This is a genomic window from Deinococcus sp. Leaf326, from assembly GCF_001424185.1.
Taxonomy (GTDB): Bacteria; Deinococcota; Deinococci; order Deinococcales; family Deinococcaceae; genus Deinococcus.
Genome location: NZ_LMOM01000054.1, coordinates 162,698 through 189,054, shown reverse-complemented (window position 1 = coordinate 189,054; position 26,357 = coordinate 162,698). Strand labels below are relative to the sequence as shown.

Annotated in this window: 32 protein-coding genes and 1 tRNA gene; 12 read left to right on the top strand and 21 right to left on the bottom strand. The window is 59.2% G+C overall.

The window, feature by feature from the left end:
* Positions 1 to 27: 27 nt before the first annotated feature.
* The 13 genes from ASF71_RS16315 to ASF71_RS16275 form a co-directional block, all read right to left on the bottom strand.
* Positions 28 to 864, bottom strand: a complete 837-nt coding sequence (locus ASF71_RS16315; protein ID WP_056302233.1) for a hypothetical protein — start codon at positions 862 to 864, stop codon at positions 28 to 30.
* A complete protein-coding gene (locus ASF71_RS16310; protein WP_082506108.1) occupies positions 864 to 2,174 on the bottom strand; it encodes a phage portal protein in 1,311 nt (436 codons plus the stop codon). Before ASF71_RS16310 ends, ASF71_RS16315 begins: the two co-directional genes overlap by 1 nt.
* Positions 2,175 to 2,180: 6 nt before the next feature.
* A complete protein-coding gene (locus ASF71_RS24035) occupies positions 2,181 to 3,641 on the bottom strand; it encodes a hypothetical protein (RefSeq protein ID WP_156372889.1) in 1,461 nt (486 codons plus the stop codon).
* Between the two features lie 238 nt (positions 3,642 to 3,879).
* Positions 3,880 to 4,359, bottom strand: coding sequence for a hypothetical protein (locus ASF71_RS24030; RefSeq protein ID WP_156372888.1), 480 nt, complete (start codon positions 4,357 to 4,359; stop codon positions 3,880 to 3,882).
* A gap of 2 nt (positions 4,360 to 4,361) precedes the next feature.
* The gene (locus ASF71_RS24025; protein WP_156372887.1) at positions 4,362 to 4,673 is read right to left on the bottom strand and encodes a hypothetical protein; all 312 of its coding nucleotides are present in this window, start codon (positions 4,671 to 4,673) and stop codon (positions 4,362 to 4,364) included.
* 26 nt (positions 4,674 to 4,699) lie between these two features.
* Entirely contained in the window at positions 4,700 to 4,984 is a 285-nt protein-coding gene (locus ASF71_RS24020) for a hypothetical protein (RefSeq protein ID WP_156372886.1), read from the bottom strand.
* Between the two features lie 403 nt (positions 4,985 to 5,387).
* Positions 5,388 to 5,855, bottom strand: coding sequence for a hypothetical protein (locus ASF71_RS16295; RefSeq protein ID WP_156372885.1), 468 nt, complete (start codon positions 5,853 to 5,855; stop codon positions 5,388 to 5,390).
* Positions 5,856 to 5,961: 106 nt separating this feature from the next.
* On the bottom strand, positions 5,962 to 6,414 hold the full coding sequence (locus tag ASF71_RS16290) for a hypothetical protein (RefSeq protein WP_056302228.1): 453 nt from the start codon (positions 6,412 to 6,414) through the stop codon (positions 5,962 to 5,964).
* Between the two features lie 9 nt (positions 6,415 to 6,423).
* Entirely contained in the window at positions 6,424 to 7,098 is a 675-nt protein-coding gene (locus ASF71_RS24015) for a hypothetical protein (RefSeq protein WP_156372884.1), read from the bottom strand.
* Positions 7,099 to 7,107: 9 nt separating this feature from the next.
* Complete coding sequence (locus ASF71_RS16285; RefSeq protein ID WP_056302227.1) at positions 7,108 to 7,659, bottom strand: hypothetical protein; 552 nt, start codon at positions 7,657 to 7,659, stop codon at positions 7,108 to 7,110.
* Between the two features lie 40 nt (positions 7,660 to 7,699).
* A complete protein-coding gene (locus ASF71_RS24010) occupies positions 7,700 to 7,996 on the bottom strand; it encodes a hypothetical protein (RefSeq protein WP_156372883.1) in 297 nt (98 codons plus the stop codon).
* 44 nt (positions 7,997 to 8,040) lie between these two features.
* Positions 8,041 to 8,238 (bottom strand): hypothetical protein, encoded by a 198-nt coding sequence (locus ASF71_RS24005; RefSeq protein WP_156372882.1) that lies wholly within the window; start codon positions 8,236 to 8,238, stop codon positions 8,041 to 8,043.
* Between the two features lie 205 nt (positions 8,239 to 8,443).
* Positions 8,444 to 9,394, bottom strand: coding sequence for a helix-turn-helix domain-containing protein (locus tag ASF71_RS16275; RefSeq protein ID WP_082506107.1), 951 nt, complete (start codon positions 9,392 to 9,394; stop codon positions 8,444 to 8,446).
* An 870-nt stretch (positions 9,395 to 10,264) separates the two neighbouring features.
* On the opposite strand from ASF71_RS16275, the gene ASF71_RS24000 reads away from it, so the two are divergent.
* The 3 genes from ASF71_RS24000 to ASF71_RS23990 are packed head-to-tail and all read left to right on the top strand — an operon-like array spanning position 10,265 to position 11,853.
* Positions 10,265 to 10,897: a hypothetical protein gene (locus ASF71_RS24000; protein WP_156372881.1), complete on the top strand. Its 633-nt coding sequence runs from the start codon at positions 10,265 to 10,267 to the stop codon at positions 10,895 to 10,897.
* Positions 10,898 to 10,932: 35 nt separating this feature from the next.
* Entirely contained in the window at positions 10,933 to 11,529 is a 597-nt protein-coding gene (locus tag ASF71_RS23995; protein ID WP_156372880.1) for a hypothetical protein, read from the top strand.
* 36 nt (positions 11,530 to 11,565) lie between these two features.
* Positions 11,566 to 11,853, top strand: a complete 288-nt coding sequence (locus ASF71_RS23990; RefSeq protein ID WP_156372879.1) for a hypothetical protein — start codon at positions 11,566 to 11,568, stop codon at positions 11,851 to 11,853.
* A gap of 126 nt (positions 11,854 to 11,979) precedes the next feature.
* Here ASF71_RS23990 and ASF71_RS16265 read toward each other — a convergent pair whose 3' ends face one another.
* Entirely contained in the window at positions 11,980 to 12,828 is an 849-nt protein-coding gene (locus ASF71_RS16265; RefSeq protein ID WP_056302223.1) for a DUF72 domain-containing protein, read from the bottom strand.
* 88 nt (positions 12,829 to 12,916) lie between these two features.
* A complete protein-coding gene (locus ASF71_RS16260) occupies positions 12,917 to 13,333 on the bottom strand; it encodes a response regulator (RefSeq protein ID WP_056302222.1) in 417 nt (138 codons plus the stop codon).
* A gap of 158 nt (positions 13,334 to 13,491) precedes the next feature.
* Here ASF71_RS16260 and hisF point away from each other — a divergent pair, with 158 nt between their 5' ends.
* The 4 genes from hisF to ASF71_RS16240 all read left to right on the top strand — a co-directional run bounded on the left by hisF (position 13,492) and on the right by ASF71_RS16240 (position 16,110).
* The gene (hisF, locus tag ASF71_RS16255) at positions 13,492 to 14,271 is read left to right on the top strand and encodes an imidazole glycerol phosphate synthase subunit HisF (RefSeq protein WP_056302295.1); all 780 of its coding nucleotides are present in this window, start codon (positions 13,492 to 13,494) and stop codon (positions 14,269 to 14,271) included.
* Between the two features lie 88 nt (positions 14,272 to 14,359).
* Entirely contained in the window at positions 14,360 to 15,022 is a 663-nt protein-coding gene (gene hisIE / locus ASF71_RS16250; protein WP_056302221.1) for a bifunctional phosphoribosyl-AMP cyclohydrolase/phosphoribosyl-ATP diphosphatase HisIE, read from the top strand.
* A gap of 39 nt (positions 15,023 to 15,061) precedes the next feature.
* The gene (locus tag ASF71_RS16245) at positions 15,062 to 15,598 is read left to right on the top strand and encodes a phosphoribosyltransferase family protein (protein ID WP_056302220.1); all 537 of its coding nucleotides are present in this window, start codon (positions 15,062 to 15,064) and stop codon (positions 15,596 to 15,598) included.
* Positions 15,599 to 15,681: 83 nt separating this feature from the next.
* A complete protein-coding gene (locus tag ASF71_RS16240) occupies positions 15,682 to 16,110 on the top strand; it encodes a GNAT family N-acetyltransferase (protein ID WP_056302219.1) in 429 nt (142 codons plus the stop codon).
* On the opposite strand, the gene ASF71_RS16235 is transcribed toward ASF71_RS16240, so the two are convergent.
* The 3 genes from ASF71_RS16235 to yedA form a co-directional block, all read right to left on the bottom strand.
* Entirely contained in the window at positions 16,064 to 16,588 is a 525-nt protein-coding gene (locus ASF71_RS16235; protein ID WP_056302218.1) for a mismatch-specific DNA-glycosylase, read from the bottom strand. The two genes, ASF71_RS16240 and ASF71_RS16235, sit on opposite strands and share 47 nt — an antisense overlap.
* 43 nt (positions 16,589 to 16,631) lie before the next feature.
* Positions 16,632 to 17,228: a sulfite oxidase-like oxidoreductase gene (locus ASF71_RS16230; protein ID WP_056302217.1), complete on the bottom strand. Its 597-nt coding sequence runs from the start codon at positions 17,226 to 17,228 to the stop codon at positions 16,632 to 16,634.
* Positions 17,229 to 17,295: 67 nt separating this feature from the next.
* Entirely contained in the window at positions 17,296 to 18,222 is a 927-nt protein-coding gene (gene yedA, locus ASF71_RS16225; RefSeq protein WP_056302216.1) for a drug/metabolite exporter YedA, read from the bottom strand.
* Positions 18,223 to 18,367: 145 nt separating this feature from the next.
* Between yedA and ASF71_RS16220 the strand changes: the two genes are divergently transcribed.
* Positions 18,368 to 19,288 carry a ParB N-terminal domain-containing protein gene (locus ASF71_RS16220; protein WP_056302215.1) on the top strand — a complete coding sequence of 307 codons (921 nt, stop codon included), beginning with the start codon at positions 18,368 to 18,370 and terminating at the stop codon, positions 19,286 to 19,288.
* Positions 19,289 to 19,339: 51 nt separating this feature from the next.
* On the opposite strand, the gene ASF71_RS16215 is transcribed toward ASF71_RS16220, so the two are convergent.
* A complete protein-coding gene (locus ASF71_RS16215) occupies positions 19,340 to 21,322 on the bottom strand; it encodes an HD domain-containing phosphohydrolase (protein WP_056302214.1) in 1,983 nt (660 codons plus the stop codon).
* A gap of 111 nt (positions 21,323 to 21,433) precedes the next feature.
* The gene (locus ASF71_RS16210; protein WP_056302294.1) at positions 21,434 to 22,795 is read right to left on the bottom strand and encodes a leucyl aminopeptidase family protein; all 1,362 of its coding nucleotides are present in this window, start codon (positions 22,793 to 22,795) and stop codon (positions 21,434 to 21,436) included.
* An 89-nt stretch (positions 22,796 to 22,884) separates the two neighbouring features.
* On the opposite strand from ASF71_RS16210, the gene ASF71_RS16205 reads away from it, so the two are divergent.
* The 4 genes from ASF71_RS16205 (at position 22,885) to ASF71_RS16190 (ending at position 26,090) form a co-directional block, all read left to right on the top strand.
* Positions 22,885 to 23,217 (top strand): Asp23/Gls24 family envelope stress response protein, encoded by a 333-nt coding sequence (locus ASF71_RS16205; protein WP_056302213.1) that lies wholly within the window; start codon positions 22,885 to 22,887, stop codon positions 23,215 to 23,217.
* Positions 23,218 to 23,260: 43 nt separating this feature from the next.
* Entirely contained in the window at positions 23,261 to 24,826 is a 1,566-nt protein-coding gene (locus ASF71_RS16200; RefSeq protein ID WP_056302293.1) for a DAK2 domain-containing protein, read from the top strand.
* Positions 24,823 to 25,245 (top strand): hypothetical protein, encoded by a 423-nt coding sequence (locus ASF71_RS16195; RefSeq protein WP_056302212.1) that lies wholly within the window; start codon positions 24,823 to 24,825, stop codon positions 25,243 to 25,245. The genes ASF71_RS16200 and ASF71_RS16195 overlap by 4 nt, the downstream gene beginning before the upstream one ends.
* A 143-nt stretch (positions 25,246 to 25,388) precedes the next feature.
* A complete protein-coding gene (locus ASF71_RS16190) occupies positions 25,389 to 26,090 on the top strand; it encodes a hypothetical protein (protein ID WP_056302211.1) in 702 nt (233 codons plus the stop codon).
* A gap of 131 nt (positions 26,091 to 26,221) precedes the next feature.
* Here the strand turns inward: ASF71_RS16190 and ASF71_RS16185 are convergent.
* A tRNA-Ile gene (locus tag ASF71_RS16185) sits at positions 26,222 to 26,298 on the bottom strand.
* Between the last annotated feature and the right edge of the window lie 59 nt (positions 26,299 to 26,357).

The window sequence follows — 26,357 nt, the reverse complement described above, 5'->3', positions numbered from 1 at the left end:
TATAGTAGATGCTGTACATATCTATTCCTAAGATATGCCCATGTCCTTCTTCCACTCTTCTGTAGGGGTTGGTACGGCTTGGAGGATGCTCCTACTATTAGGGTGAAGAGGCATCTTAGGAGCTTCTTCAAAGGGTATAAGGCCCTTGGATACCCATTCATCACATATGTCTTTAACCTTATGCTTTGGAGACAGCTTAAGGCGCACGTACTTAATGTGCTTGAACTCCGAGTACGCCTCCGTCTGGACTTCCTGCCATAACCTACGGCTCTCAGTTACTACCAGCCTTCTTACGTTGTACTCCGATTGGTCTAGTAGCTGCTTCCTGATGATGCTCTTTATAACCTGGGGGTTTTTACCCTCGGCTACGCCAGTCCTCACTAGGTCAAGAAGAGTCTCTTTCGGAAGCTGGGTGAAGTCCCATATTCTCTCCGAGAGAGCTACCTCTTGATGCTTGGTCCTCAGGGCGTCAGTCAAGAACCGCTTGGTAATGTCGGGATTCATAAACTGACTAGCAGTAAGAAGGCTCTGACGCTGCTTAGGCGTGAGCTTAGCCCTCTCTGCCTGCTCTAAAACCCTCTGTACTTCTCCGGCGTATAGGGCCTCTATCACTCCTACGAGCGCCTCTCTAACTACTAAATACCTTTTAGCGGAGATGCTCTTAGGTCTCTTCCTCTTCGTCAAGGCGTCCTTGAGGTCTGCGGCATCCTTGGAGAAGAACTCCTTGAGTAGCTCGGCGTTGTCAAGGTTAGAGAGGATGAAGTCTAGGTTCTGCTCCAAGAGGGCAGCGTCAGCCTTCAAGGACTTCCCTAGGATGATTTCCAGGGCCTCAAAGATGGACTTGTCCAGGCCGGAGAGGTCCATTAGATAGCCTCTTCAACCTGGGACTTGCCTTCCTCGGCAAGGCGGTCTAGCTCATCCTGGGTAGTCTGGATAATGTCTGAGGTGTCAAGGAGGGTGCGGAGGCTGAGTGCTCCGGCGCTGTAAAGCTGGAACGCCTCTTCAAAGTCCCTTCTCTCCTTGAGGGGGTTGTACCCGGCGACGAAGGTACGGAAGGTCTCTCCCTCGGTTGAGGTGTTGAACAGGTAATCCAGCAGCCCCAGGAAGGCTCCGTACAGGCTCTCAAGGAACCTCTCTACCTTGCCCTGCTTCTCCGTTATGTAGGCGTTGAAGTCTCGGGAGAGGTGTACCAGAGCTTCCCCGCTCGGGATAGTTCCGGTAAGCAGGGAGAGGCTGTAGGTAGCTAGGCTTATCTGCTTGGTTAGGGCATCAATAGCGCCAGCGTCCAGTCTGTCAACGCCCGTCTTCCCAAACTGGGCATTTGCATTCTCTGAGTGGAGCACCTGACCAGCGCCAAAGCGAAAAGGAACGGGGTTGCCGTCATCATCTACAGGAGCATCAACCCCAATTGCATACCATTGGGGAGACCCATGAAGGGTAACGTTGTTGTTTAGCTGGGTAATAGCGTTGTTGAGGGCCTCTTGAAGGGTGGATATATCCGCTACGTCTGAGAGGCTATCTGTTCCAAGCTGGATATTGGGAACGAAGAAGGCGAGAGGCACCCCTACTACTGGGTTGTCTATTGTCTCTTTCAGCTTCCACTCTGCCCCAAGATTAGCGGCCTCGTATACCTCTAGCCTATCGGCGTAGAAGACTTCTAACCTCTTACCCAGATTGATAACGATAGCCTCAACGTTGTTGTAGTCATCATACCTAACCAAGGCTCTATCCATCCCAAAAACAGCTAGGTCTACATACTTAGTTATATCTTCTGGGTTTGAGGATAAGGAGTAACTACCATCCTTGTTCCTTAGTCTATCGGGGATTTTGAATATAAGCTTCACTACTGCTCCCCCATAGAGGGACTGATAGCGGGCTATAGTCAGCAGCTTGGAGGCAAGGTCTATCTTCTTAGCCCAAGCCTTAGAGACGGCCTCTAGGTCTTCGTTGTCAAACTCAACATAGGCGTACTTCCCGAGCACGCTAGAGGCGTATCTATTGACAGTCCTTGCAATAACGTTGTCAGTCTTGAGGACTTGGGAGACAGTCCTTCCCTTCTCAGGAGGAATGCCGTTGTAATCTGTTGCAAAGTCTCCCTTATAGTATCTCCTTAGTTTAGCAGCCCTCTTCATCTCTAACTGCTCAGAGGGAATGAGTTTAATAGTATTTGTCATATTACCTTAGTAGGTGGTGTACTGAATAGTTTTACCTGATGAGGTAGAGAGTACAGCCCTTAGTGAGATTTCTACGGCGTCTAGAATGTCGTCATGAGTCTTCTTGCTGGGGAAGTTCAACCACTCAGTCTTAAAGAGTTCCTCAGGGTCAAAATCCTTGGAGATATTTACCTTACCGTTCTCAAAGAAGACGGCCATAGAGTTGATACGCTCTTCCTTCTTCCCCAAGGAGTTGCTCTTCACTACGGGAATGTTGGTAGATGCTCTGAGAGTTTGGAAGGTGGCAAGCTGGAAGGCTACGGTCTCAATCATGACCTTCTTAGGGGTAAACCCTCTGGTCTTCCAGTACCCATATTCCTTCTTGATATTCTCTATTGTAGTGGGGAAGTCAGAACGTACTCTATTTAATTTTAGTAGATAGATTAGGCCAGTCTTCTTATGCTTCCCAATAGTGACAATGACAGTAAAGTCAGAGGATTGTTTCTCTGTAATCGCTAAGTCAACACCCATATAGAGGTCTAGCTCATTCAAGGCGGGGGTTTCATCAACGTAGTTAAGCCACTCTTCCTTGAGGCTTGAGCCGAGGAAGGAGCTTATATCGTTCTGGTATTCCCTGAGGAACTGAGTGCTTCCCATCTGCGCTCTCATCTTGATAAGAGATTTCAGGTCACACCCTGTAGCTGTTAGCTGAGGCGCAAAGACCTCTACATCAGGGGTTTTAATCACTATGTCCCTGATTACCCCGTTGTCATCCTTGATGTACTCAAACTCAATATCATCAGGGTGATAGTTGGTAATAGCAGGTTGAACGATAGAATAGAAGGAGTTGTTCTTGAGAATCTCAGAGTACAAGTCATCCTTATTCTTCCTTGTTCCCAGGACTATTGTTTTCCCTCCGGCTAAAACAAGAGGCGCAAGCTCAGAGAAGAACTTACTTGAGAGCTTTGCCCTCTCCGCTGGACTGTCAGCCTTGGAGGCGTCCGTCAAGTCGTCAGCTATAAGAATGTCGCACCTTGAACCTACGGAGGCCGTTCCAATCCCTATAGCCTTGACTGTAGGCTCCACCTGTACTGTCTTACGGTTAAGAGTAAGTCCCTCTGTACTCCATATCCCTGTACCCTTGACGTTGCCAAAGTATTTCTTGACTGCGGGTTTTTCTAGCTCAGCCTTGACCTTCTGTAGCATCTCGGCTGCTCTGCTATCGGATATGGTTATCAGGAGGATTCTAAGTTCTGGATTGTAGAGAATCTTCCATAAGAGATAGGAGGTCAAGGTAGAAGACTTGAGGTGTGCCCTCGGAGCAAGGAGCATGACCTTGGAGTAGTCCTCAAAGGCTGCTACCCAATCGTTCTGATGAGGCTGTATATAGTCCTCTGGGATTTCTAGTACATGACGTTGGAAATACTCAAAGCTTCTTCTACCCTTCTCCTTTTTTATTCTTAGTGCATCCTCTTTGTTCAATTGCATTATCAATACGTCCTGCTAATTAGATTCCCCTAACCGTAGAAGGCTAGGGGTTGTTGTTGTACTCCGGGGTTTTTGCTGGGGCCTGAGCCTGGAAGGAAGCTCCCAGGAGGGACAGGAAGGCTAGGGTGAAGGCAGGAGTGGGCAGAGTGTCCACCCTGTCTCCTGCTCAGCCTCCTAGAGGCTCCTGTAGCCTCGGCCTCTGCTTGGGCTGCTCAATAACACTAATTAGTGTGCATCCTCAGGCTTGGAGACGGTTCAACACTTCCTCAGGGATGGAGAAAAGCTCTTCGTCTGTCAGGGCCTCTACAGCCTCCTGGGAGACGGTAGCTACCTCCTGCCTGCTTATGTCGGTAGGTTGACCGTTAATCAGGCGGTACATATCAAGGTAGGTCTTAAGCTCCCTGGGATTATCCGTAGGCTTGAGCAGAGGCAGAGACTCTTGGAAGATTCTAAGGAAGGTCTCACTCACTCCCCTATAAACTATACTTTCATTCAAAGCAATAGCATTAGAATTATCAGTTACAAGAGCAGTAATAAGGTTTTTATTCTCTTCCTGCATACCCTGTAATCTTTCCTTCCAATTATACTTACCACTCTTTTTAGCGATAGTTATATATGCCATACCCGCTACATCTGCCACCTTCTGTATACTCCTATCCTCTCCCAGAGATACCCAGACTTGGAAGAGTTCATCATCTGAGTATTTCCTCTTAGGCATACTTACTCCTGTAGAGCAGCGTCACTACCTACAAGCCTTGCTACTTCCTCGGGAGTCAAGTTCAGGTTGTACTCTGATATGCTCTTCTTCCTTCCATACAGAGGCAGGTTAGGAGTACCTTCCAATACTCCACCTACTACCTTCTTTCCATCTGGTAGGACTACTTCTGTTGTTTCTCTTTCCGGGGTTTTTCTTGTCATATTATCCTCTTTGGCTTGTAAGGTGGTATTTCCCGCACTCGGAGCAGAGATAAGCTCTGGTCTCTGTTCGTGGAGTGCTGCTAGAGTGAAGACGAAGGAGCTTAAGGAGAGCATCTAGTTTAGTAGGGTAGGACTTCTTCCTACACATCCCTTACTCTGTTGCTGAGGTTGATGCTCCATGCACTCTCCGGCCTCTTCGTGACTGAGATAGCCCCTATGTAACCAAGCGCCTTGAAGTACGGTATGAGTACCCCTACAACCTGCTCCTTGTTCAACTTGGAAATACAGACAAACTCTTTGATGCTTGCCGGGTTCCGAGTCTGGGCATACTCATAAGAATAGAGGGAGTGTATATCTACTCCCTGTCTTCGTGCTGCCTCCTTCAATTCTTTTTTCTCTAGCGGGGATATTTTCTTACTAAGCATATCCCTATTCTAATAGCGGTATTAATCCTCTATTACTAAGGCGTTGTACCAGTCCCTATAGGACTCGGGTAAGAATAGGTGGTTAGTGGTAGCTGTATCAAAGCTCATACCAAGCTCTTTACAGTCTTCCGGGGACAAGTCCACCTTCTCTGTTGGCCTGGGTCTACAGTTGGAGCAGTCCTTCACCCAATGGTTATGAGGCGTGAAGCGGGTAAGACACTTCCTACATGCCACCCTATGCACGTAAGGCAGCTTGAGACCAGACCGAACGATAGCGGTAATGAACTTCCTATTATGCTGTAGTGATGACTTGTCCCTTTGCGCCTTGGGCAACATGCCTACAAGGGAGTTGAACTCCCTCTTAGTCACCTTGTTCACTTCTATTACATCTTTGATAACTTGTTTAATTGGTATCACCTTTGTAGATTTGTCTGTAGAGCCTGTCCTTTTCATTCGTAAGGTATGACCTCACGCTATTCTCATCAGGCAGGTAAATAAAAAAGCTCTTGGGAATATGGAGGTTAAGGGTCAAGGGTCCATTCTTGACCTTCATTTCTTCCTCTTCCAGGGGGGTTTTTATCGCCTTGAGGTCAGCGACGTACATAGAGCCGTCTGCAAACCTGTTGAAGTAGAGCGCCCCAGGATGCTGCCTAAGCTTGTTGTACTTATCCTTCTTGATGAAGACGCTAGGTAAGTTGGTGAAGGTGAACTGCCTATGCTTGAGTTCTATGACACCCTCGTAGAACTTAAAGTCATACGTGCTGTACCTATTCTTCTGCCTGTACATCATGCTAAACGAAGAAGTCATTCTCTCAAAATCATCTTCCCATATAACCCCCATATCATGATACTTAGTCCATTCTGCTTCCATTAGTAGTAACCTCTTTGTTTTTAAGTTACTACTATTATCCTCCTTAATTCTGGAAATATCAAAAACCCCTAGGAACTAGCCTAGGGACAAGATTATAGATGTAAGACTAGCTAGACTTGAGCGCAACTACAGTAATACAGACACTCGTGAAGTCTATTGTATCAATCTCATCATACTCAGGCTCAATAACCTCTACATAGAACATGTAAGGCCGCAACTCATCAATACCAATGGTATCAATCGTTCTCCAAGGGTTCCAGCTTGCCCCAGTCCACCTAAGGTCAGAGAACGAGGATACAGCCCGCTCTATCTCAGACTTTGCCATGACGCCAAAGATGCTGTCTGACGTGTACTTATAGGTTTTGATGAACTTTGTAAGTCCCTTGGGGTTTTGAGGGTACGTGATACGTCTAAGCGTGTTCTCTGCGTCATCGCAAGCAGCAGAACCCTCAGCGTACAAATCAGTCTTCTGCATGACTATTTGTACCAGTTGAGATGGAGTAATAGCCGAGGCAAGGGAAAAGCTCAGGAAGGAAAGAAGGGCCACTACAGTTTTCATATATTCTCCTTACTTCGTAGGGAAGGCGTGCTTTTGCCAGATAGTAATGGTATGGGTAGAATTATCAATGCGTAGTCTATCAAAACCATCCTCATAGCCCTTTCTATCTACATAGAAGTCTACAATCTTAGCTCCTATAATAGGGTCTCTATTGATTACACCCTTATAGTAGAAGAACTTTGTAGGTCCACCATCAACCTTGTATACAGCCGTAGCATCTTTGAGCAACTTCATGCTCGTATAGTTGGTTTGAAAGCGGTCCATAGTACCTACTTCCCCCGTAACGGGGTTATAGTTGAACCATACTGTTTCAATATACGAGCTACTAAGGTCATAAGGGTCAGTAAATCCAGACTTCCCAACAAAGGCAAAGTTCAACTCACTCCTAACGGTCTTACCGTTTTGAAAAGAGGAGAAATTGACCAATTTAAAGAGAGCTTCCTGACTAGGAGCAGTATACTTAAACATCTTACCGTCAGAGAAAATCTTGTACCCGCAAGCAGAAAGATTAATAGGGGTAGTAGTCAAATTAACTACTACTTCTTTACCCGTACTAGGAGATGGCCCCACTTGCTTGTACCTAAGTAAGGCGTGGCTATTAACCTCAAAAGTAGAACAGTCTATGCTTTGAGCAGCCCCCGCCGAGGCCAGAGAGGCAAGGGCAAGCAGAATCATTTTTCTCATGCGGGGATTTTAAGCCCGGTACTCTCTCGGCGTTGCCTCAAATGCGGAGGATGAAGGGGGGAGTTGGGGGTGGAGGTTCTCTAGGTAGAGCGCCTGGGCGTCCTTGCCCTCCTGCTCCGTCTGGAAGTACCCCAGCTTCTTGTAGGTGCCGTCAGGGAGCCGGACGGAGGTACTCCACTTCTTAGACCCTTTGCGGCTCGCCTCAAAAGTGACCCCATGAAAAGGCTTCCGGTTGGTAGGAGATTTCCTCTTGGTATCCATGAGCTTGCTGTCAAACAAAGGCTTGATGACACCCAGGTCTCTGCCGAGCAAGAGCAACTCGTACTCTGAGAGGTCTATAGAGGATAGGAAGAGCTTTTCTTCTTCACCTTGGAGATTCTCGTAAAGGCACCAGAGCTTACCCGCCTTACCGTAGAAGGTCTCCCCAGAGAAGAGACCGTACCAACGAGCATTACCCTCTAGGTAGTTGACTATCACGTCTGTATCAGGGTCTCTAACCACGTTCTTGTATCTTTTGAAACCCTCCTTTATTTGTAGGTTGCGGGGAATTACCAGCGTCATTTACTCTCCAATTAATAAGGAGCCTTTGCGGCCCCTGTTGTCATTCTATGTAGTCATCTACTTCTACTTTAAATCCAGCTACAGGGGTTCCATCTGCTCTCTCGGCACGTACAGTAACAGTAGGTCTAGTTACTCTAGGCTCAATAGGTGTACCATCAGGGTAGAAGTCTACACACCTATAACTCTCAGGGCCGTAAAGCTTGTAGTCAAAGTCTTCAAAATCCTTCCCCAGCATCTTAGCCTTCTCTTCTATTCCTTCTATAATTATCCTATCTAACTTACCTTCCGGGTAAAGCTCTTTGTATGCTGCTATTACTTGCTCTCTTGTATTTATCATGTTGTCTCCTTAGATTGATAGAAGGAGCCTCTGCGGCTCCTATCTTAGACTACTCTCTCAAATACAGTTCTGAGAGACTTTTCACCTATAATAACATCTACATACTCCCTAAGTATCCGGGAAGTTTCTTTTGTCTGGTAACTTCCTGCATCTGGGTTTTTATTGCTCTCCATATGCTCTAGTAGGCGAAGTATCCTACTTACATATAGTCTTGCTTCTATAGGGGCAGATTCTTTATTCATGTTATCTCCTTGATGTACTACCATTATAGCTTAGGTTGTTGAAAAGATAAAGGTTCTCCTTTCCGGAGTTTTAGCTTGAGATAGACTTGGTAGTACCCATCCCCGTAAGAGTCTGTATAGGTGGTCTCCACTTCGTACTTATCAATATCGGAGAGGGGCAGTTCTTCCCTCTCCATGAGTGCTTCCTTGATTGTCTTTATGTTCATCAGAAGCCACTTGCCGCCTGAATCTCTTGTTTAATGGCCCTATAAGCTTCTACCATTTTTGGCTTAATCTCATCCCACCTAATGTTATACCCACCTGACTTCTGAGTAGTATTGAGTTTTCCGTTTAATTCCATGAAGTCTTTTAGCTCACTCTCCGTAACAAATCCTCTTGATGCTGCTTCCTTGAAGGATATTTCTTGAACCTTCTTATGTAGCTCTTCTGCCTTTTCCTTCTCTACATCAGCCTTTCTAGTAGTAATCACGTTCATAACCTTTGGGTAATAGGCGCTAATAAGCTGTTCAGGGCTAAGAAGGTATACCTTTGCAGAAGTCTTGTTCTGCTCCTTGAGAAGAAGTTCATAGGCTATCTGTAGCTTTGCCTTATCATGCTTCTCAGCCTTGGTGTTAAAGGTCTTCTCGCTCCATAGCTTCACGTCAGAATGAAGAACGTGCTTCATGACGGCTGCTTTGTAAGCTTCGTAGAGAGATGAAGAAGGAGTAGCTATAAGCTCTTCAATCTTGACCTCTTCTACCTGAGTTTTTTCTTTGGGGGCCGCTGCTTCTTGCCCCTGCTTACCATTAACTCTCTTGGTGAGCTTGTTCTTACCCTTCTTAGGGGTGAGCGCCTTTACATCTGAAAAGTCAATAACGGTATAGTGGTTTTGCTCGCCCGTCTTGACCTTCTTCTTGTCTATCGTGAGGTAGTGCCCTTGTTCCAACACGTCTAGAGCTTCTTTAATCTGAGTCCTATTAAGTCCCGTTCTCTCAGAGATAGTAGTATAAGAAGGAAAAGCAGTATGCTCGGCGTAGTTCGCATGTCTCTTGATAATAGAGTAAACAGCGTAAGCCTTTACTCCCATTCCTGCTATGTGGTTGTCATCTACAAAATCATTCAAGAAGTAGAAGAATCCTTGCTTTTCTTTTGTACTAAGGGTTTTATTATTAATCATATTATCTCCTATTAAGCTGTTGTTCTAATAGATGATGAATCATCTTACTAAGGGTGATTCCACTACACCTAGCTTCGTGCTCAAGTTTTTTCCGCAACTCTGAGGTTATCCTCAGGGTTACTCTCTCTTCTTTGTTCATAGTTGTAGTCTCCAAGAATGTCAGACAATAAGGGTAAAAAGGAGGCGGCATCTCTGCCGCTTATGATTGCTTTAGTACCCTTAGTTGTTAATAGTATACACTCTTGATATTCATAAGTCAATACCCATAACTCTACTCTTATTACTTCTTGTAAATAACAGTTTAACAGTAAGCTCTGAAAAGCTCAAAAGTACCGATAGTTTTTATCTGCGGGGATTTAAGAGGGTATTTCCAAGGAGCTAGTCCAAAATACTGACTACCTCTCCCAAGCGGTACAAAATACTGACTAGGGGTAGTACAAAATACTGACTAGGGGTGGTACAAAATACTGACTGTAAATAAACAAAGAGAAGTAAACAAAGATAAATAAACAAATACCGTATTTGGGTGTTTGCTAGAGATAGAAAAGATAAAACCCCAGATTAGAGAAGAGCCTTAGTAGCTCTCCTACTCGGTTCTCAAATCCCGGAGGAACTTACAGCCCTGCTAGCCTGTCGTACAAACCGACACCCTAAAACCCCGGAGTACCACCTACCTCTTTAACCTCAGTCCTTGACCTTACTACACCTGGGTTAGTTCCTCATGAGTGAACAAGGTTCTTGCTCCGGGGAGAAACTCCTAGGCAGCAAGGCTCTACCAGTAGGGCAGGACGGCGTAGAAAACCCCCTGTAACTAACCACGCAAATTACAGGGGGTATCTGGTTGGGTATAGGGACTGGGTATAGTGCCGTATGGTTTCCGTCCTCTGGGGTATTACAGCGTTGACTACTCTTGTCCCTGTCGCCCCCGCTCCGGCTCCTTCCCCGGCTGCCGTCAACTGGACTCTTGAACTCCTTAGGCTCTTCGTCCCTCCTATCCTCACTCTTTTAGGTGCTCTGTTCGGGGCTTGGATAGGGTTTGACTTAGCCAACAGAGGAAGGAAGTACGAAATCCTCTATAGAGAGCGGTTTAAAGGCTTTGAAGCTATAGCAACATACGCATATAGCATTAGAGACACTTCCAAGGAGTTCAGGATTTATCTTGCATCAGAGACCAGAACTGACCCGGAAGGACTGTATGTCTTTGGTGAGTTTGCCGAGGATAAAGTGTTAATGCTGGAAGAGACCAAAGCTAACAGAAGTAGTGCAGTTCTTTTATCAGACGAGTCTAAGAACAATCTTGGTCATCTTCTTGTTGCCCACTTCAAAACTAAACTCTACATGCAGTCAATAGTTTGGCAGGGTCAAAAGCCGGATAAAGAAACAAACCCCGAAGTTCTTAGAGGGAAGATTGAGCGCCTGAACTCTGACCTTGCAGACTTGGAGCAGAAAGCAGAGGCTCTCATTGAATCGGCGTTCAGGGACGTTGACTTGCCCCGCAAGTAAGCAACATACATCCTGTCCTCTCTGTATCCTTAGTCATGCCGCCACTACCTACGGTAGACCCCACACCCGTCGTCTTCTGGGGATTGACTCAGAAGGCTCTCTTTACGGCCTTTGCCCCTGCCGTCCTTACTGGTTTACTTGCACTCCTAGGGGCTTGGGTAGGTTTTGGGCTTGCCAACAAAGGCAGAAAATACGACATATTTTACAAGGAACGTTATAAAGGCTTTGAAGAAATAGCAGGATACTTGTATAAAGTTATTAGACTCATAGACAGGTATTATACAAGTTTTAGTCAGGCTGCCGACCAACCTAATTACCAACCAGAAACAGAGTTTATCTACTCGGTAGGTGCCCTTAGAAGAGAACTTCTAAGACTAGAGCAGCCTAACGAGAAGTATGTATCACTCCTGGCAGAAGACACCAGAAATGCTTATTATGATTCTATTATAGTTGTAAATAGATTAGTTAGGCTAGCCGAAGAGATAAATAACGAGCAAGACGCAATAAATATGGATAGCATCCAATTTGACAGGTTTTTCGGAGGTTTCATCAGTAGCTCAGAAGATGCTACTAGGCTCAGTAAGAAGACCATAAATCTTGCACTTAGGGACATTGACCTACCCAAGAGGTGATTAGACTTATTCACCAAGCTACTTTAAACTGTAGTCATGATTAAACAACTATTACTACATCTAACAAGCAGGCAGGATAAGACAGAAGCAAGACTAGAGGACTTAGCAGAAGGCGTTACCGGGGATATTGTTTCCTTGATGGACAGGACAGACCAGCTAGTAGACGCCCTTCTTGAGACTCATAGGGTCTTGGAGGCGCAGAGGGCAGAGTTGGAGAGGGAGTGTGCGGCGCTGTCAAAGATGTTGGAGGGCCTGAGTGAGCAGATGACGGACCTACAGACCTCTCTAACCGAACAGCGGGTACAAGGCAGCCTGCTTGCATGAAAGAACCCCGGAGCGTATCCGGGGCTTTTTTTGGCCGGGGTAAAAAATCGTAGGGCAACCTTGGAGGGCTGCCCTAGCTGGAAGTGTCCTGTAGGGAGGGGTAAGCAACCTACGGACAAGGAGAGTCTACAGGAGGCGGTCTAGTTCTTCTGCCCCGGCAGGTGCGACGTACCCAAACTTCTCTCCCATCATCTTCTGGAAGTAGCGGATGTTTCCGAGGAAGTGAGTGAATCCGTCTCGTGACCCCTTAGCGGAGGTTGTTTGAAAAAAGACGTACAGCTCGCTCAGGTCGCCTTCCACCAGCGCGATCTTCTCGGCCCACTCGTCCATCTCGGCGCGGGAGTACAGGTAGTCGTGACGCTCGGCGGCGCTGCCCCCCTCCCACCACGTGCCCTTGTTGCGGCCGTGCAGGCGCAGGTAGCCCACGTCACCAGTCACGTGCACCTGTGGCTCGGGCATCCCGCCCAGGGGCGGATAGTCGGGGCTGACCCAGATCAGGCCGTATTCGCCCATGCCCTCACGGACCTCGGGCTTGTCCCAGCTCGCGTGCCGCAGCTCGACCGCGAGTTCGTGGCCGGCAAAGCGCTCGGTCAGACCGTGGAGGTATTTGCGGTTCTCCGCCGTGCGGTGAAACGAGTACGGAAACTGCGCCAGATACGGCCCCATCACGCCCGCCTCGCGCAGCGGCTCGGGACTCTGGAGCATCCGGTCGAAGTCGGCGTCGGTCGGCGCACGGTCGTGGGTGAAGGCCTTGTTCAGCTTCACGGCAAAGCGCGTGCGCCCGCCCGACTTGCGGGCCATGCCCTCGAACGCCTTGAGGCCGGGAATGGCATAGAAGGAACTGTTGAGTTCCACGGCGTCGAAATGCCCAGCGTAGGTCTCCAGGAATTGATCCTTCTTGACGCCCTCGTAGATCAGGCCCGGGGCCGTCCAGTCGTCGTTGCTGTAGCCGCCGCAACCGATATACACGCGCATGGGGCCAGCTTAGCGGCGCGTCCGTGGGGCGTGCGGGGGCATGAAGGGCCGCGCAAGGCCTGGCCTGGCCCCCGGAAGCACAGGACTCTCAGTGCAGGTCGGGGCGGCGGTTCAGGCCCATCCAGAAGGCCTGGATGGTGGCCATCGCCGCGCGGAACTGCCCGAATTCCAGGGGCTTGACCACGTAGCCGCTCGCCCCATGGGCATACGACGCCTGAATGTCGCGCTCGTCGCCGCTTGTCGTGAGCATCACCACCGGCACGTCGGGCAGTTTCGCCTCGCCCCGGATGGCGTCGAGCACGGCCAATCCGTCCATGTGCGGCATCTTGAGATCGAGCAGGATCAGATCCGGAAGCGGCTCGGTGCGGTCGAGCAGCAACCGGATGGCCTCGACCCCACTGTTCGCCACCCGGACGTCCGTTTCCGGAGACACGTCGAGGGCGTCGAGCGCGAGCTCGACATCGTTAGGATTGTCGTCGATCAGAAGAATTCGTCGCCGCTCCACACTGCCTCCCCAGCTACAGGTCTGCGCTGTCACCATTAAAGATTCTATCAAGGCTTTCTGAGAATCGCTGCGCTGCCGGGCACCTTTGGTTGCCGGCCGTCCGGCACGCCTGCACAGGCGGCGCGGCGTACCGGCGTGTGGGGCGTACACTGCCGGGCGTGTTGGCGAAGCGCATCATTCCCTGTCTGGACGTGCAGAGCGGCCGTGTGGTCAAGAACGTGCGGTTTTTCGAGAACCACCGTGACGCGGGCGACCCCCTGGTACTGGCCCAGGCCTACGAGGCGCAGCAGGCCGACGAACTCGTCTTCTATGACATCACCGCCACCCACGAGGGCCGCTCCCTGATGCTGGACGTGGCCGCGCGCGTGGCCGAGCAGGTCATGATGCCCCTGACGGTGGGCGGCGGCGTGAACGCCCTGGCCGACTTCCGGCAACTGCTGCTGGCCGGGGCCGACAAGATCAGCGTGAACAGCGGCGCGGTGCGGCGTCCCGAACTCATCCGTGAGGCGAGCGACCACCACGGCGCCCAGTGCGTGATGCTGAGCATTGATGCCAAGCGCCGCCCCGGTGGGCAGGGCTGGACCGTCCACCTCGGCGGCGGCCGGGTGGACACCGGCCTGGACCTGCTGGAGTGGGCCGCGCAGGGACAGCGCCTGGGCGCGGGCGAGATCTGCCTGAACATCATGGACGCCGACGGCACCCGCGCAGGCTTTGACCTGGAGGCGACCTCGGCGGTGGCGCGCGAGGTCGACCTGCCGGTGATCGCCTCGGGCGGGGCCGGGCGCCTGGAGGACTTCCGCGACGTCCTCACCGTGGGTCTGGCCGACGCCGCGCTGGCTGCCAGCGTCTTTCACTTCGGCGAGCTGACTGTGCCGCAGGTCAAGGCGTACCTGCACGGCGAGGGTCTGCCTGTGCGCCCCGAGTGGCCGGCCCGCTGAGCGCCCGCCCCACCTGCGCCTTCCCGTTTTCCCTTCCCGAATCTCCAGCCCGGCGGCCAGCCCGCCCGGCCCCTTTCCCGAGGTAGCCATGAGTTCTGACCTGTCCCTTCTCAAGTTCGACGAACGTGGCCTGATTCCGGTCGTGACCCAGGACGCCGGCAGCGGCGCAGTCCTGATGCAGGCCTATGCCGACCGCGCCGCGCTGGAGCGCACCCTCGCCACCCGCGAGGCGACGTACTACAGCCGTTCGCGCGCCGAACAGTGGGTCAAGGGCGCGACGAGCGGCCACACGCAGCAGGTGGTCGGCGTACAGGCCGACTGCGACGGCGACAGCGTGCTGTACCGCGTCCTCCAGACCGGCCCGGCGTGCCATACCGGCGCGTATTCATGCTTTCACACGCCGCTGATGCATGCACAGGACACCGGCAGCACCGGCCTGGACGGCACGCTGGAGCGCGTGTACGCGACCATCACCGAGCGCCTCGCCACCCTGCCGGAAAACAGCTACGTGGCGCGGCTGCACGCCGGTGGCCTGGACCGGGTCCTGAAGAAGATCAGCGAGGAGGCGGGCGAGGTGCTGCTGGCCGCCAAGAACGGCGACCGCGCCGAGCTGGCGACCGAGGCGGCCGACCTGCTGTTCCACACGCTGTTCGCGCTGGCCGAGGTGGGGGTGTCGCCCGCCGACGTGGCGGCCGTGCTGCACGCCCGAGAGGGCCGCACCGGCCTGAAGGGACCCAAAGAGGTCGGCTGAACCGGACAGCGCGGGCTCGCCGGCCGCTACTCTGGGGACATGAACAACCTGAGCATTACGGTCGGCGGCGTCCGGCGCGAGCTTCCCACGGTGCAGGTCGGCAATGCCGGGCGCGTGCCGCTGGTCGAATTCATCGGCGACAGCGAACTGACGAACGCTGCGGCCGGGGCGCTGCTCCCCCTGATCCCGGAAGGCACCGAGATACTGCTCACCGTCGTGACCAACTCCCTACCCCTGGCGCACGAACTGAGCGACCGCAGTGGACTGCCCTACGTGGCCGCCCGCAAAAAACGCCGCACCTACATGCAGTCCCCCCTTATTCAGGAGGTGCCCAGCATGCCCCTGGGCGTCGCCGAGACGCTGTGGCTCGACGGCCCACACGCCGAGCGGCTGCGGGGAAAGCGGGTCGCCATCGTGCAGGACGTGATCGCCTCGGGCGGCACCGCGCTCGCGCTCGCGCGGCTCGTCGAGCGGGCCGGCGGTGACCTGACCGGGGTACTGGCGGCCTTCGGGCGTGCGGGCGCGACTCTGGCGCTGCCGGTACGCACCCTTCAGACGCTGCCGGCCGGGGAGTAACGGGCAGGCCTGGGGCAACGACTCCCGACCTCATCCGCGTTCTGGCCGATGCCGGATGGCCTGTGCCTCCCCGATGCTGGGGCATGACCCTGCTCGTCTCCCCTGCCCTGACCCCCGAACTCGGGGCACTGCTCGCCCGCGCGATGTTTCCTAACCCCGAGCGAGTGCAGCAGGAGCTGACTGCCTACCGCAGCGGCGCGGGCGGGCAGGTCTTCGCCTGGGAGATCGGGGGCGTGGTGGTCAGCGCAGCGGGGGTCCACCTGGAAGCCGGCGGACCGGGCGCCGAACTCCGGCACATCGGTACGGCCCCGGCACATACCGGGCGGGGGTACGGCCGCGCGCTGGTGTACGCGGCCGCCAAAGCCCTGGCGGTCCGGAGCATCTGGGCACAGACGGATGACGGCGCAGTGGGCTTCTACCGCCGTTTGGGCTTCGTGGTCAGTGCGGTGCCCTCTCCGTGGAAGGTCAACCGGTATCTGTGTCGGCTGACCCTTCCGGCCGCAGCGCCCTGACCCGCGCCGCGAGCGCCTCCCACGGCCCGAGCTGAAAGTGGGTGTGGCCCAGGGGGCTGGTCGAGGGCAGGACCCACAGTTCCGCGCCCTCCAGCGGCTCCGGCTGTGGGCCGTAGGGCAGGCGGCCGGTCGGCACCCCCAGCGTCTCGGCCGCGCCGCGCTTGCTCGTGAAGGCCACCAGCCGGGGCCGGTAGCGCCGCACCTTGTCCCGCAGTTCGTGGGGTGCCCAGGCCCCGGTCGGCAGGGCCGCGTCCACTCCGCTGTGGCGCTTGGCGACGTCGGTCAGGCCGATACCATAGCGGGGCAGCGCGGCGTACTCCTGCGGCGCGAGCTGCCGGGGGGTCAGACCCACCGCCGCCAGCGTCGACCAGAACTTGTTGCTGGGATTGGCGTAGTAGGCCCGCGCCCGCGCGCTGATCCGGCTGGGCGCCGTGCCGACGAGCACCAGCGTCAGGCCGTCTTCCAGCACGTCGGGCACGAGATACTCGCCGCCGCCGGTCAGGTCGGCCCCGGCCCCCGCCTCAGTCGTCGTCGTACCGCTCCTCCTTGAAGGGATCGCCGCGCATGTGGTACCCGTTCTTCTCCCAGAATCCGGCGCGGTCGCGGTCCATGAATTCCAGCTCGGTCAGCCACTTGGCGCTCTTCCAGAAGTACAGGTGCGGCACGACCAGCCGCAGGGGGCCGCCGTGTTCGGGGGCCAGCGGCTCGCCGCCGAAGGTGTGGGCCAGCAGGTTCTCGGGCCGCGCGAAATCCTCGAGGCTGAGGTTGGTGGTATAGCCCCCGACCGAGTGCTGCATGACGTGGGACGCGCCGGGCAGCAGGCTCAGGTGTTCCATCAGATCGGTCACGCGCACCCCGGTCCAGGTCGTGTCGAGCTTGCTCCAGTGGGTCACGCAGTGGATGTCATAGGTCAGGGTAGTCTGCGGCAGGGCCAACAGGTCGCCCCAGGTGAAGGTCTTTTCCTCGGCCAGTCCGGTGATCTTCACGACCACTTCGCTCTGGTCGTAGTGCTGCGCCGGACCGTAGGTGAGGACCGGAAAGCGGGTGGTGAGGGTCTGACCGGGCGGAACGCGCCCCCCCATGTCGTCGGCCGGTTTCTTGAAGAACTTGCCAAGCATGGAGGCAGCCTAACGGCTGCGGCTGTCGCGTGGGGTACCGGGCCATACCTTCGGGCTTGAGCGGCTCTTAGGGCTCCTGGGGCAGCGCGGCGGCCGGCTCGCGGCGCGGCCACGCCACGAGGACCACGCCGCCCAGGATGACCACGAGCGCCACCCAGCCCAGCGTCCCGAGATGCTCGCCGCCGAAGCCCACGCCCAGCAGCACCGCCACCACCGGATTCACGTAGGCATAGCTCGTCGCCAGGGCGGGGCGGGTGTGCTCGACGAGGTACATGTAGGCGCTGTAGGCCCCCAGACTGCCGAACACCGTCAGGTAGGCCAGGGCCCACAGGCTCGCCGTGCTGGGCGCGTGCCAGCTCTCGCCCGTCGCCAGGCTCAGGAGCAGCAGCAGCGCCCCGCCGCTCAGCATCTCGGCGGCGCTCGCCATCAGGCCGCTCGGCAACTTCAGGTGGCGTGACCACTGGCTGCCGAAGGTCCAGCACAGTGGGGCCAACACAAGGAGCAGGGCTGCGAGGGGCGTGGCGCGCAGCTCGCCCACGTTCAGCAGCGCGATGCCCAGCAGGCCCACCCCGATCCCCAGCCACTCCCGCCCCCCCGTCTTTTCTCCCCACAGCCGCGCGAAGAGGGCCGCGAACAGGGGCGAGACCGCGATGACCATCGCCGCCACCGAACTGCTCGCCTCGCGCTCGGCCAGCGTGACCAGCCCCGTGCCGCCGCCCAGCAGCAAGAGGCCCACCGCCGCCGACGCCGCCCACTGCCGCGCGGTCGGCAACGCCGCGCCCCGCAGCCGCAGGGCGAGCATGAGCACGGCCCCTGCCAGCCCGAAACGCACCCCCAGCATCCCCAGGGGCGGCAGCGTCTCGATGGCGACCTTGATCCCGAAATAGGTGCTGCCCCACACGACGTACACCACCCCCAGACAGACCAGGACCGGCAGGGTCAGGCGGGCGGCGCGCGGAGCAGAGGCGGGGGCAGCGGACACGCGGGGCAGCATACGCCGGCCGCGGCCCCCGCATGAACCCGCGAGTCAGAATCGGGGAAGACCGGCGGCGTAGACTGGAGACCAAGACCGGGGTTCACCATATTCCCCCGTTCGAACATGCCCCGGCCGATACTCGCTTGCTCAAGGAGTTGCCCGCATGTCCTTTCTCAATCAGGCCAAACACGAGGTCGAGCGTGCCCGGTTCGCCAGCGATGTCCGCGATATGCTCGCGGTCCTGCGCCGTCAGCCCAACGAACTGCTGCCCTTCGACTGGGTCCGCCACCTCTCGCCCGAGGGCGAACACACGCTGGGGCTACAGACCATCGAGGTGGACCACATCATCGGGTCGGTGGACCGCTACCGCGAATTCGACCGCCACTACCTGCCCAAGGAAAGGCACCTCGACGAGCGCTGGGTGGGCGTGCGTTCGGCGCAGCTCCAGGGCAAGGAACTGCCGCCTATCCAGGTCTACAAGGTGGGCGAGCTATACTTCGTCAAGGACGGCAACCACCGCGTCTCGGTGGCGCGGCGCCAGGGCCAGAAATACATCGACGCCTACGTCATCGAGCTGAACGTCGTGGTCCCGCCCGACGAGGGCGACACGCTCAAGGACCTCATCATCAAGGGCGAGTACGCCCAGTTTCTCAGGGCCACCAGCCTCGACCGCGTGGTGCCGGGTCACCGGCCCATCCTGTTCACGACGCCCGGGCGCTATGAGAAGCTGCTGGAGCACATCCGGACCCGGCAGTATTTCCTCGACCGCAAGCCCGGACGCGGCGACGCCTCGCCCGTCACCTGGGAGGAGGCCACCCGGAGCTGGTACTGCCGCCTGTACCTGCGGATCGTCGAGAACCTCGACCTGCACGACGTGATGTACCGTTTTCCCGGCCGCACCGAGGCCGACCTGTACCTGTGGGTCATGGATCACCGCTACTTCCTGACCGAGAAGTACGGCCACGATGTGGGCAGCGAGGAGGCCACCGTAGACTTCCGCGAGCACCACGCTCCGCCGGTATACAAACGGCTGGGCCAGCGCGTGCAGCTGCTGCTACGGGGCCGCCTGGACCCGGCACTGTAGGATTAGGGCCACAGCAGGCGGGGCACGCGGCCGCCTGGTCCTCCTGCGCTCTCAGTTCAGACCCGGCCCGCTGGCCGCCGGTGGCTGATCCGGCATCCGGAGCGCTGCCTGAGCGCCGCCCAGGACTTCCTCCAGAAACAGCGCCGTCAGGACCGGGTCGAACTGCCGCCCCGCCTGCGCGGCGAGTTCAGCGCGCGCGGCCTCGGGGGTCCAGGCGGGCTTGTAGGGCCGCGCGTGCGTAAGGGCGTCGTACACGTCGCACAGCGCGAAAATCCGCGCGAGGTAGGGCACCGCCTCGCCTGCCAGACGGTCGGGATAGCCCTGGCCGTCCCAGCGCTCGTGGTGGCTGCGCACCAGCCGGATCACCTCCGGCGACAGGGCCGGCAGCCGCGCGGCCATGACGGCGCCCTCGCGGCTGTGGGTCTGCATGAGGCGCCATTCGGCGGCGTCGAGCGGGCCCGGCTTGAGCAGCACGCGGTCAGGAATGGCCAGCTTGCCCATATCGTGCAGGTACGCGCCCAGACGCAGGTCGTGCAGCTCGGTCTCGCCCAGCCCCGCCGCCCGGCCCAGCCGCAGGGCCAGCGACACGACCCGCTCGGTGTGGCCCGCCGTCTCCAGGTCACGGACCTCCAGGATGGTGCCCAGGCCGGTCAGGACCGCCTCGACCGAGGTCTCCAGGCGCCCCAGCGCGGCGTCACGTTCGAGCTGGTGGCCCAGGTGGGTCGCCACTGCCCCCAGAAGCTGGCGGGCCTTGGGAGTCACGGAATGCCAGGTCTGGTGGTTGAAGAAGGCCACCGCCCCGCACACCTCGCCGTGGGCCCGCACGGGCGTCATCACGATGCTCTTGAGCCCGCGCTGGACCCAGGCGGCCTGGGCATAGGGGCTGCTCTCATAGTCGGCGGCCCAGAAGGATTCACCCTGGGACAGCACCTGCGAGAGCATGCTGCCCGGCGCCGCGATGGACGCCGCGACTCCCTGCGCGAGATCAGCGTCATGGCCCTTACGGCTGAAGAGCCGGTGGGTCTCGTGTTCGACGTAGAACCACTCCTCGAAGCCCACGAGGTCGGCCGCGCGGCTCAGCCCCTGCTCCAGAATGGCGGGCAGCGAGTTGAGCTCCAGCAGGAAGTGCGGAAAATCGCTGACGCCCTCGCCCGAAGCGGCGCTGCCCTCCCGGCCCGTGGACGCGGCTTTGTCCTCGTACATCTGCTGATCGGCCAGCGCCAGGGCGCGGTCCAGTGGCGTGGCGGCCCCCACCTGCGCCGCGCCGTAGGCGAAGGGCAGCTGCCGGCCGCCGGGGTGCGGCACCTGCGCCTGCACCGGCCCGAACACCGGCCCGATCCCGGCGTGACCGGGCAGCACGGCCACGAACTCGTCGCCGCCCCAGCGCCCCAGAAAGCCCCCGGCCGGCAGATGCGCCTCCAGGGCCTGCGCCGTGGCGCGCAGGTGGCGGTCGCCCAGGCTGTGCCCTCCCAGGTCGTTGATGCCCTTGAGGTCGTTGAGGTCGATCATCACGACTGTCAGGGCCGTCTCCGGCGGGAGGGCGGCGTAGCGCCGCGCTACACCCCGGCGGTTGTGCAGGCCCGTCAGCACGTCGGTCTCCTGGGCCTGACGCTCCTGCCGTTCACGGCGCAGGTTCTCCGTGTTGTTGTTCGTCACGAGCAGGATCAGGCTGATGGACGCAACGAGCAACAGCCCGAGTTCGACCACCGCCCCCGACCCGGCGACCCCGTACAGGCAGCGGACCCCGCGCAGGAACAACAGGTCAGCCAGCATGCCGGCCGTGACCGCCTGAAGGACCGTCACCCGGATGCGGAACCCGTAGGCGAAGGCGATCATCCACAGGGTGCAGACGATCAGCAATAGGGTCAACACCAGGTGGCCCAGCCCCAGGACTGTCGGTTGGAAGCTGGCCTCCGGCTCCTGCCGGATCATGCCGAGGATCAGCCAGAAGGTGACGATATACCCGCCCAGCGCCAGCAGCAGGCCCGGCCAGTTGAGGGGCCAGCGGCCGCCGTAGGGAGGGGGAACGTTCACAGACCCGTTCAGCCTACCCGGCGCTTCCTCACGCCGATGTGACAGCCGCTGCCAGATGAATAGACCTTCGGGCACCGGGGCGCGCGGCAGGCGCGGCCCCGGCTTCTGTACTCAGCGGCGCGCCAGCACGTACTCGACCAGGGTGCCCACGCCCCAGCCGGTCGCGGCCTCGCCCTGGATAGCGTTGCCCGCGATGTCGATGTGCGCCCAGGGCCGGGTCACGAACTGCTGGAGAAACAGCGCCGCCTTGATGCTGCCCCCGGCCGGCACGAGGTCGCTGTTCTTCAGGTCGGCGAGGGTGGCCTTCTGAAAGGCCTTGAGGTACGGCTGGTGCAGCGGCAGCTCCCAGACGAACTCGCCGGCCGCCTCGGCCCCGGCCTGAATGCGGGCCGTGAGCGCCGCGTCGCTGGAGAACAGCGCGGCGATATCGCTACCGAGCGCCGTCACCTTCGCGCCGGTCAGGGTGGCGAGATCCACGACCTCGGTGGCGCCCTCGTCGCAGGCGACCGTCAGCGTGTCGCCGAGCACCAAGCGTCCCTCGGCGTCAGTGTTCGTGACCTCGACACTCAGCCCGTTGGCCGCGCGGAAGATGTCGCCGGGGCGCATGGCGTCGGGGCCGACCATGTTCTCGGCCGCGGCGACATAGGCCCGCACCTCCACCCCCTCGGGAATGTGCGCGCGTAGCTCACCCAGGGCGCGCATGGCCCCCAGCACCGCGCCCGCGCCGCCCATGTCGTTTTTCATGCCGTACATGCCCGCCGCCGGCTTGAGGCTGTAGCCACCGGTGTCGAAGGTAATCCCCTTGCCGACGAGCGCGATGACGTGCTCGGCCTTGCCCTGTTCGCTGGAGCCGCGTGCCGGCAGTGTCACCCGGATCAGGCGGGGCCCGGTGGCGCTGCCCGCCGCCACGGCCACGAGCAGGCCCATGCCGCGCGCCGCAATGTCGTCGCCGTCCCACACGTCCACGTCCAGACCGAGCCGCTCCAGGCTGCGGGCCTCGCGCGCCAGCGTGACCGGGTTCAGGACGTTGGCCGGGGCGCTCACCAGTTCGCGGGCGAACTCCACCCCGGCGGCCAGGGCGCGCACCCGCGCGGCGTCCTCAGCGGCCAGCCCCTCGACGGCTAGGTGCACCTCGGGCGCGGACATGTCCTTCGGCTCGCCCTTGTACCGGCGGTCCTGCCACGCCGCAGCCAGGGCCGCCGCGGCCAGGGGGGCAGCGTGCTCAGTCGCAGGCACCCGCACGCCCGACGCCCGCAGTTCGCCCGCCAGTTTGCTCAGGGCCGCGCCCAGGTCGCGGGCCTCGGCCGCCGCCGTGGGGAACAGTGCCAGCGCCTCGTCACCGTTTTCGCCTCGGCGGGTCAGCCGCACCTCACCGGGCTTCAGGCCACGGGTCAGGCGCTCCGGGAGGGCCGAGTCCTGGGTCACGAACGACAGCGTGAGGTCTGCCGCGTCCAGCCGGTCTGTGAGTTGCATGGCGGGAGTAGAGCACGCGGCGGCCCCCACGCCCACGCCGGGTGTCCGGTAAAACCGGATTTGGGCCATGCCCTATACTCCGGCTTACTGTGAGTGGCTCCATACAGATCACCGAGGGCGCCCTGGCGTCCCTCATCGGGCTCACCGCCCACGAGATTCCGGGCGTGGTGGGCATGGCCCCGGCCAACCTCAAGGAGGGCCTGTACCGCGTCCTGGGCCGGGCCAATGCCAGCGAGGGCGTGGTGATCGGCCGGGAGGGGGGCCGGTTCACGGCCGACCTCTACGTCGTGGCGGCCTACGGCGTGAGCATTCCGACGGTGGCGCGCAACATCGCCGACCGGGTCGAGCACGTCGTGAAGAACCAGGCCGGCATCGAGCTCGCCGCCACCCGCGTCCACGCCGTGGGGGTTCAGCGTGCCTGAGCAGCCTTCTGCGGCGGCGCTCTCGCCCGCCGATCTCGCCCGGATGTTCCGTACTGCCACCGACTGGCTGGGCGTATACCGCGAGCAGGTCAACGCCCTGAACGTGTACCCGGTGCCCGACGGCGACACCGGCACGAACATGCACCTCACCATGCAATCGGTGCGGCGCGAGCTCGACACCTGCGACGAGCGCAGCATGCCCGCCGTCGCCCGCGCGGTGAGTTACGGCGCCCTGCTGGGCGCGCGCGGCAACAGCGGCGTGATCCTCTCGCAGCTGCTCAAGGGCTTTGCCGAGACGGTCGCGGGCGCGCAGAACATCGATGCCGCGCTGCTGACCCGCGCCTTCGCCGCCGCGCAGAAAAGCGGCTACGGAGCTGTCATGACGCCGGTCGAGGGCACCATCCTGACCGTCGCGCGCGGCGTGGCCGAGGGCGCGGCCCTGACGGCCGAGTCGCCGGCGGCCGTGCTGGAACAGGCCCTGTTCCGGGGCCAGGCCCTACTCGACCAGACGCCCGAGATGCTCCCGGCCCTGAAGCAGGCGGGCGTGATCGACTCGGGCGGCCAAGGCTACCTGTACCTCGTGCAGGGAATGCTCGCGGCGCTGCGCGGCGACGAACTGCCCGAAGCCCCCGAGGTCACGAGCTACGCCCAGCAGGGCATCCAGAACGAGGAGTTCGGCTTCTGCACCGAGTTCCTGATGAGCGAGGCGACCAAGCCCATCGAGGAGATCCGCGAGCTCGTCAGCCCTTTCGGCGACTCGCTGCTCGTGGTGGGGGCCGAGGGCTACGTCAAGGGCCACATCCACACCAACGCGCCCGACGAACTGCTGGCGACGGTGGGCCGCTACGGCCGGATGCTCAAGACCAAGGTCGAGGACATGTCCGAGCAGCACACCGAGATTCTGGGCATGGCCGGAGCCGCTGCCCGCGCCGAGGACGAAGTGCCACCCTCGGGGCTGGTGGCGGTCGCCAACGGCTACGGCCTGGTCAAGCTGTTCCGGTCGCTGGGCGCGCGCATCGTCTCGGGTGGGCAGACCGCCAACCCCAGCGTGCAGGACATCGTGGACGCGGTGCGCTCGGTGAGTGCCGAGAAAGTCGTCATCCTGCCCAACAACAAGAACGTGCTCATGGCCGCCCAGAAGGCCACCGAGCTGATGGAGGGGAGAGCGGTCGTCATCGAGACCCGCACGCTGGGCCAGGGCATCGGCGCCGCGCTGGCCTTCTCGCCGCAGGTGCCCGCCGAGGAACTCCGTGAGGCGATGACCGAGGCGGCGGGGGCCGTGACCACCTTCGAGGTCACGCGCGCGAGCCGCACGACCAACATCACGACCAAGCAGGGGCGCACGCTGGACATCAAGGAAGGCGACGTGATCGGCCTGCAGGACGACGAACTCGTGGACGCGGGCGGCGCCCCCGAGGACAGCGTCCTGACGATGCTGGGCCGCGCCTACCGGGGCCAGGAGATCGTGACCGTGTTCGGCGGCCCGCAAAAGACCCTGGACGACCTGGCCGCCCTCGCTGCGCGCATCCGCCAGGAATTCCCGATGGTGGAGGTCGAGGCGCACCCCGGCGGCCCCGATCTGTACGACTACCTGGTGACGCTGGAGTGAGCGGGAGAGGCGGCGCGGGCAGACGCGCAGGCCTCTGGCTCCTGGCCACGCTGCTCGCAGGGCTCACCGGGTGCAGCGGCCGGGACGCGCAGGCCCGCGCCGAGTTCGGGGACGCAGCCGCGGGGGTTCTGGCGACCGCCCAGGCCACGCCTGCCGGCTGCGACGAACTGCTCAGCGCGGCCCAACTCGCCGCACTGAACACGGCACGCACGCACCTCGCCTGCGGACGCCTGACCCGTTCGCCGGCCGAGACGCGGGAACGACTGGACCGCGCCTACGCCGCGCGGCAGGTCACGGCCTGGGGCGACGACGAGGTGGCCTCAGGCGCCTTCGCGTTCGGTGAGGCCCAGGGGCCGCCCCTGCTCATCACGCTGTCGCTGCTGCCCGAGCCGGGCGCGCTCGTGCTTCAGGCTCCCTAAACCCGTTCCGGTCCAGCATGGGCCGACGTGGGGCGGGCCTTACACGGGACTCGTACCGGCGGGCAGCTGGGGGGCACAATAGGGGCAGGTCCGCCGCACCGGGTGGGGGGCCGCTGATCCGATGGACGTCGAGGAGCACATTCATGCTGACACTCCGGCCCCTCCTGATCTTCCTAGCGCTGGGCCTCGCCCCGGCGAGCGCGCAGACCTACACCCTGGTGGTCGGCGTGCAGACCAGTCCGCTGCCCGCCGTGACCATGCAGGGCCAGACGTACGTGCCGCTCTCGGCCCTCAAGGCGCTGGGGGTGCCCTACACCCTCAGTGGCCGCACGCTGACACTGGAGGCCCCCAGCCCGGCGACCGCTCCCGGCGGAGCCAACGCTCGGCCCGCCCTGGAAGGCTGCGTGGGCCAGACGCTGTTCAACGGCATCTGGCGGCTGACGGTGCAGCGTGTCGACCCCATCCCGGCAGGCGAGGGTCTCGGGCCGGGTTGGGGCGTGACGGTTGAGCTGCGTAACGGCACCGCCACCACGACCGCCCTCCTCGACACCGGACTGGGCGCGGTGGATCTGGTCCTGCCTGACGGCAACACCCTGGTCTTCGCGGAGCGCAGCGCCGAAGAGCCTTTCCTGTACAAGAAGGTCTTGCAGGCGGGGGGCGTGACCTACCAGCTCAAGTTCCGCAGCCAGGGCCCCCAGACCCCGGCGAGCAGTGTCCCGGCTCCCGCCAAACTGATCATGCAGTTCGACCCGGCCCGCCTGACCGCCGGCTACCTGAAAGCGGCGAAGGTCGCCTACACCACCCCGACCACTACCCTGCGCGTGGACCTCACCTGCCGCAAGTAGGCGGGAAGCGGCGCCTTCCGTGCGCACGAGGACCCCGGCATGCAGCCCTGATACGCGGCTCTGATCTTCGACCCCGGCCCAGGGCGCACACCAAAGGCGAACTCCCCACCATGAGGCGGGGAGTCGTCTTGTGGTGCGAATGCCCAGACTTGAACTGGGGACCTCACGCTTATCAGGCGTGCGCTCTAACCAGCTGAGCTACACTCGCGCCTTACCGCCGGGCTCTGCCGGTTGGGCGGGAGTTAATGTACCAGTGAAATTCCGGGG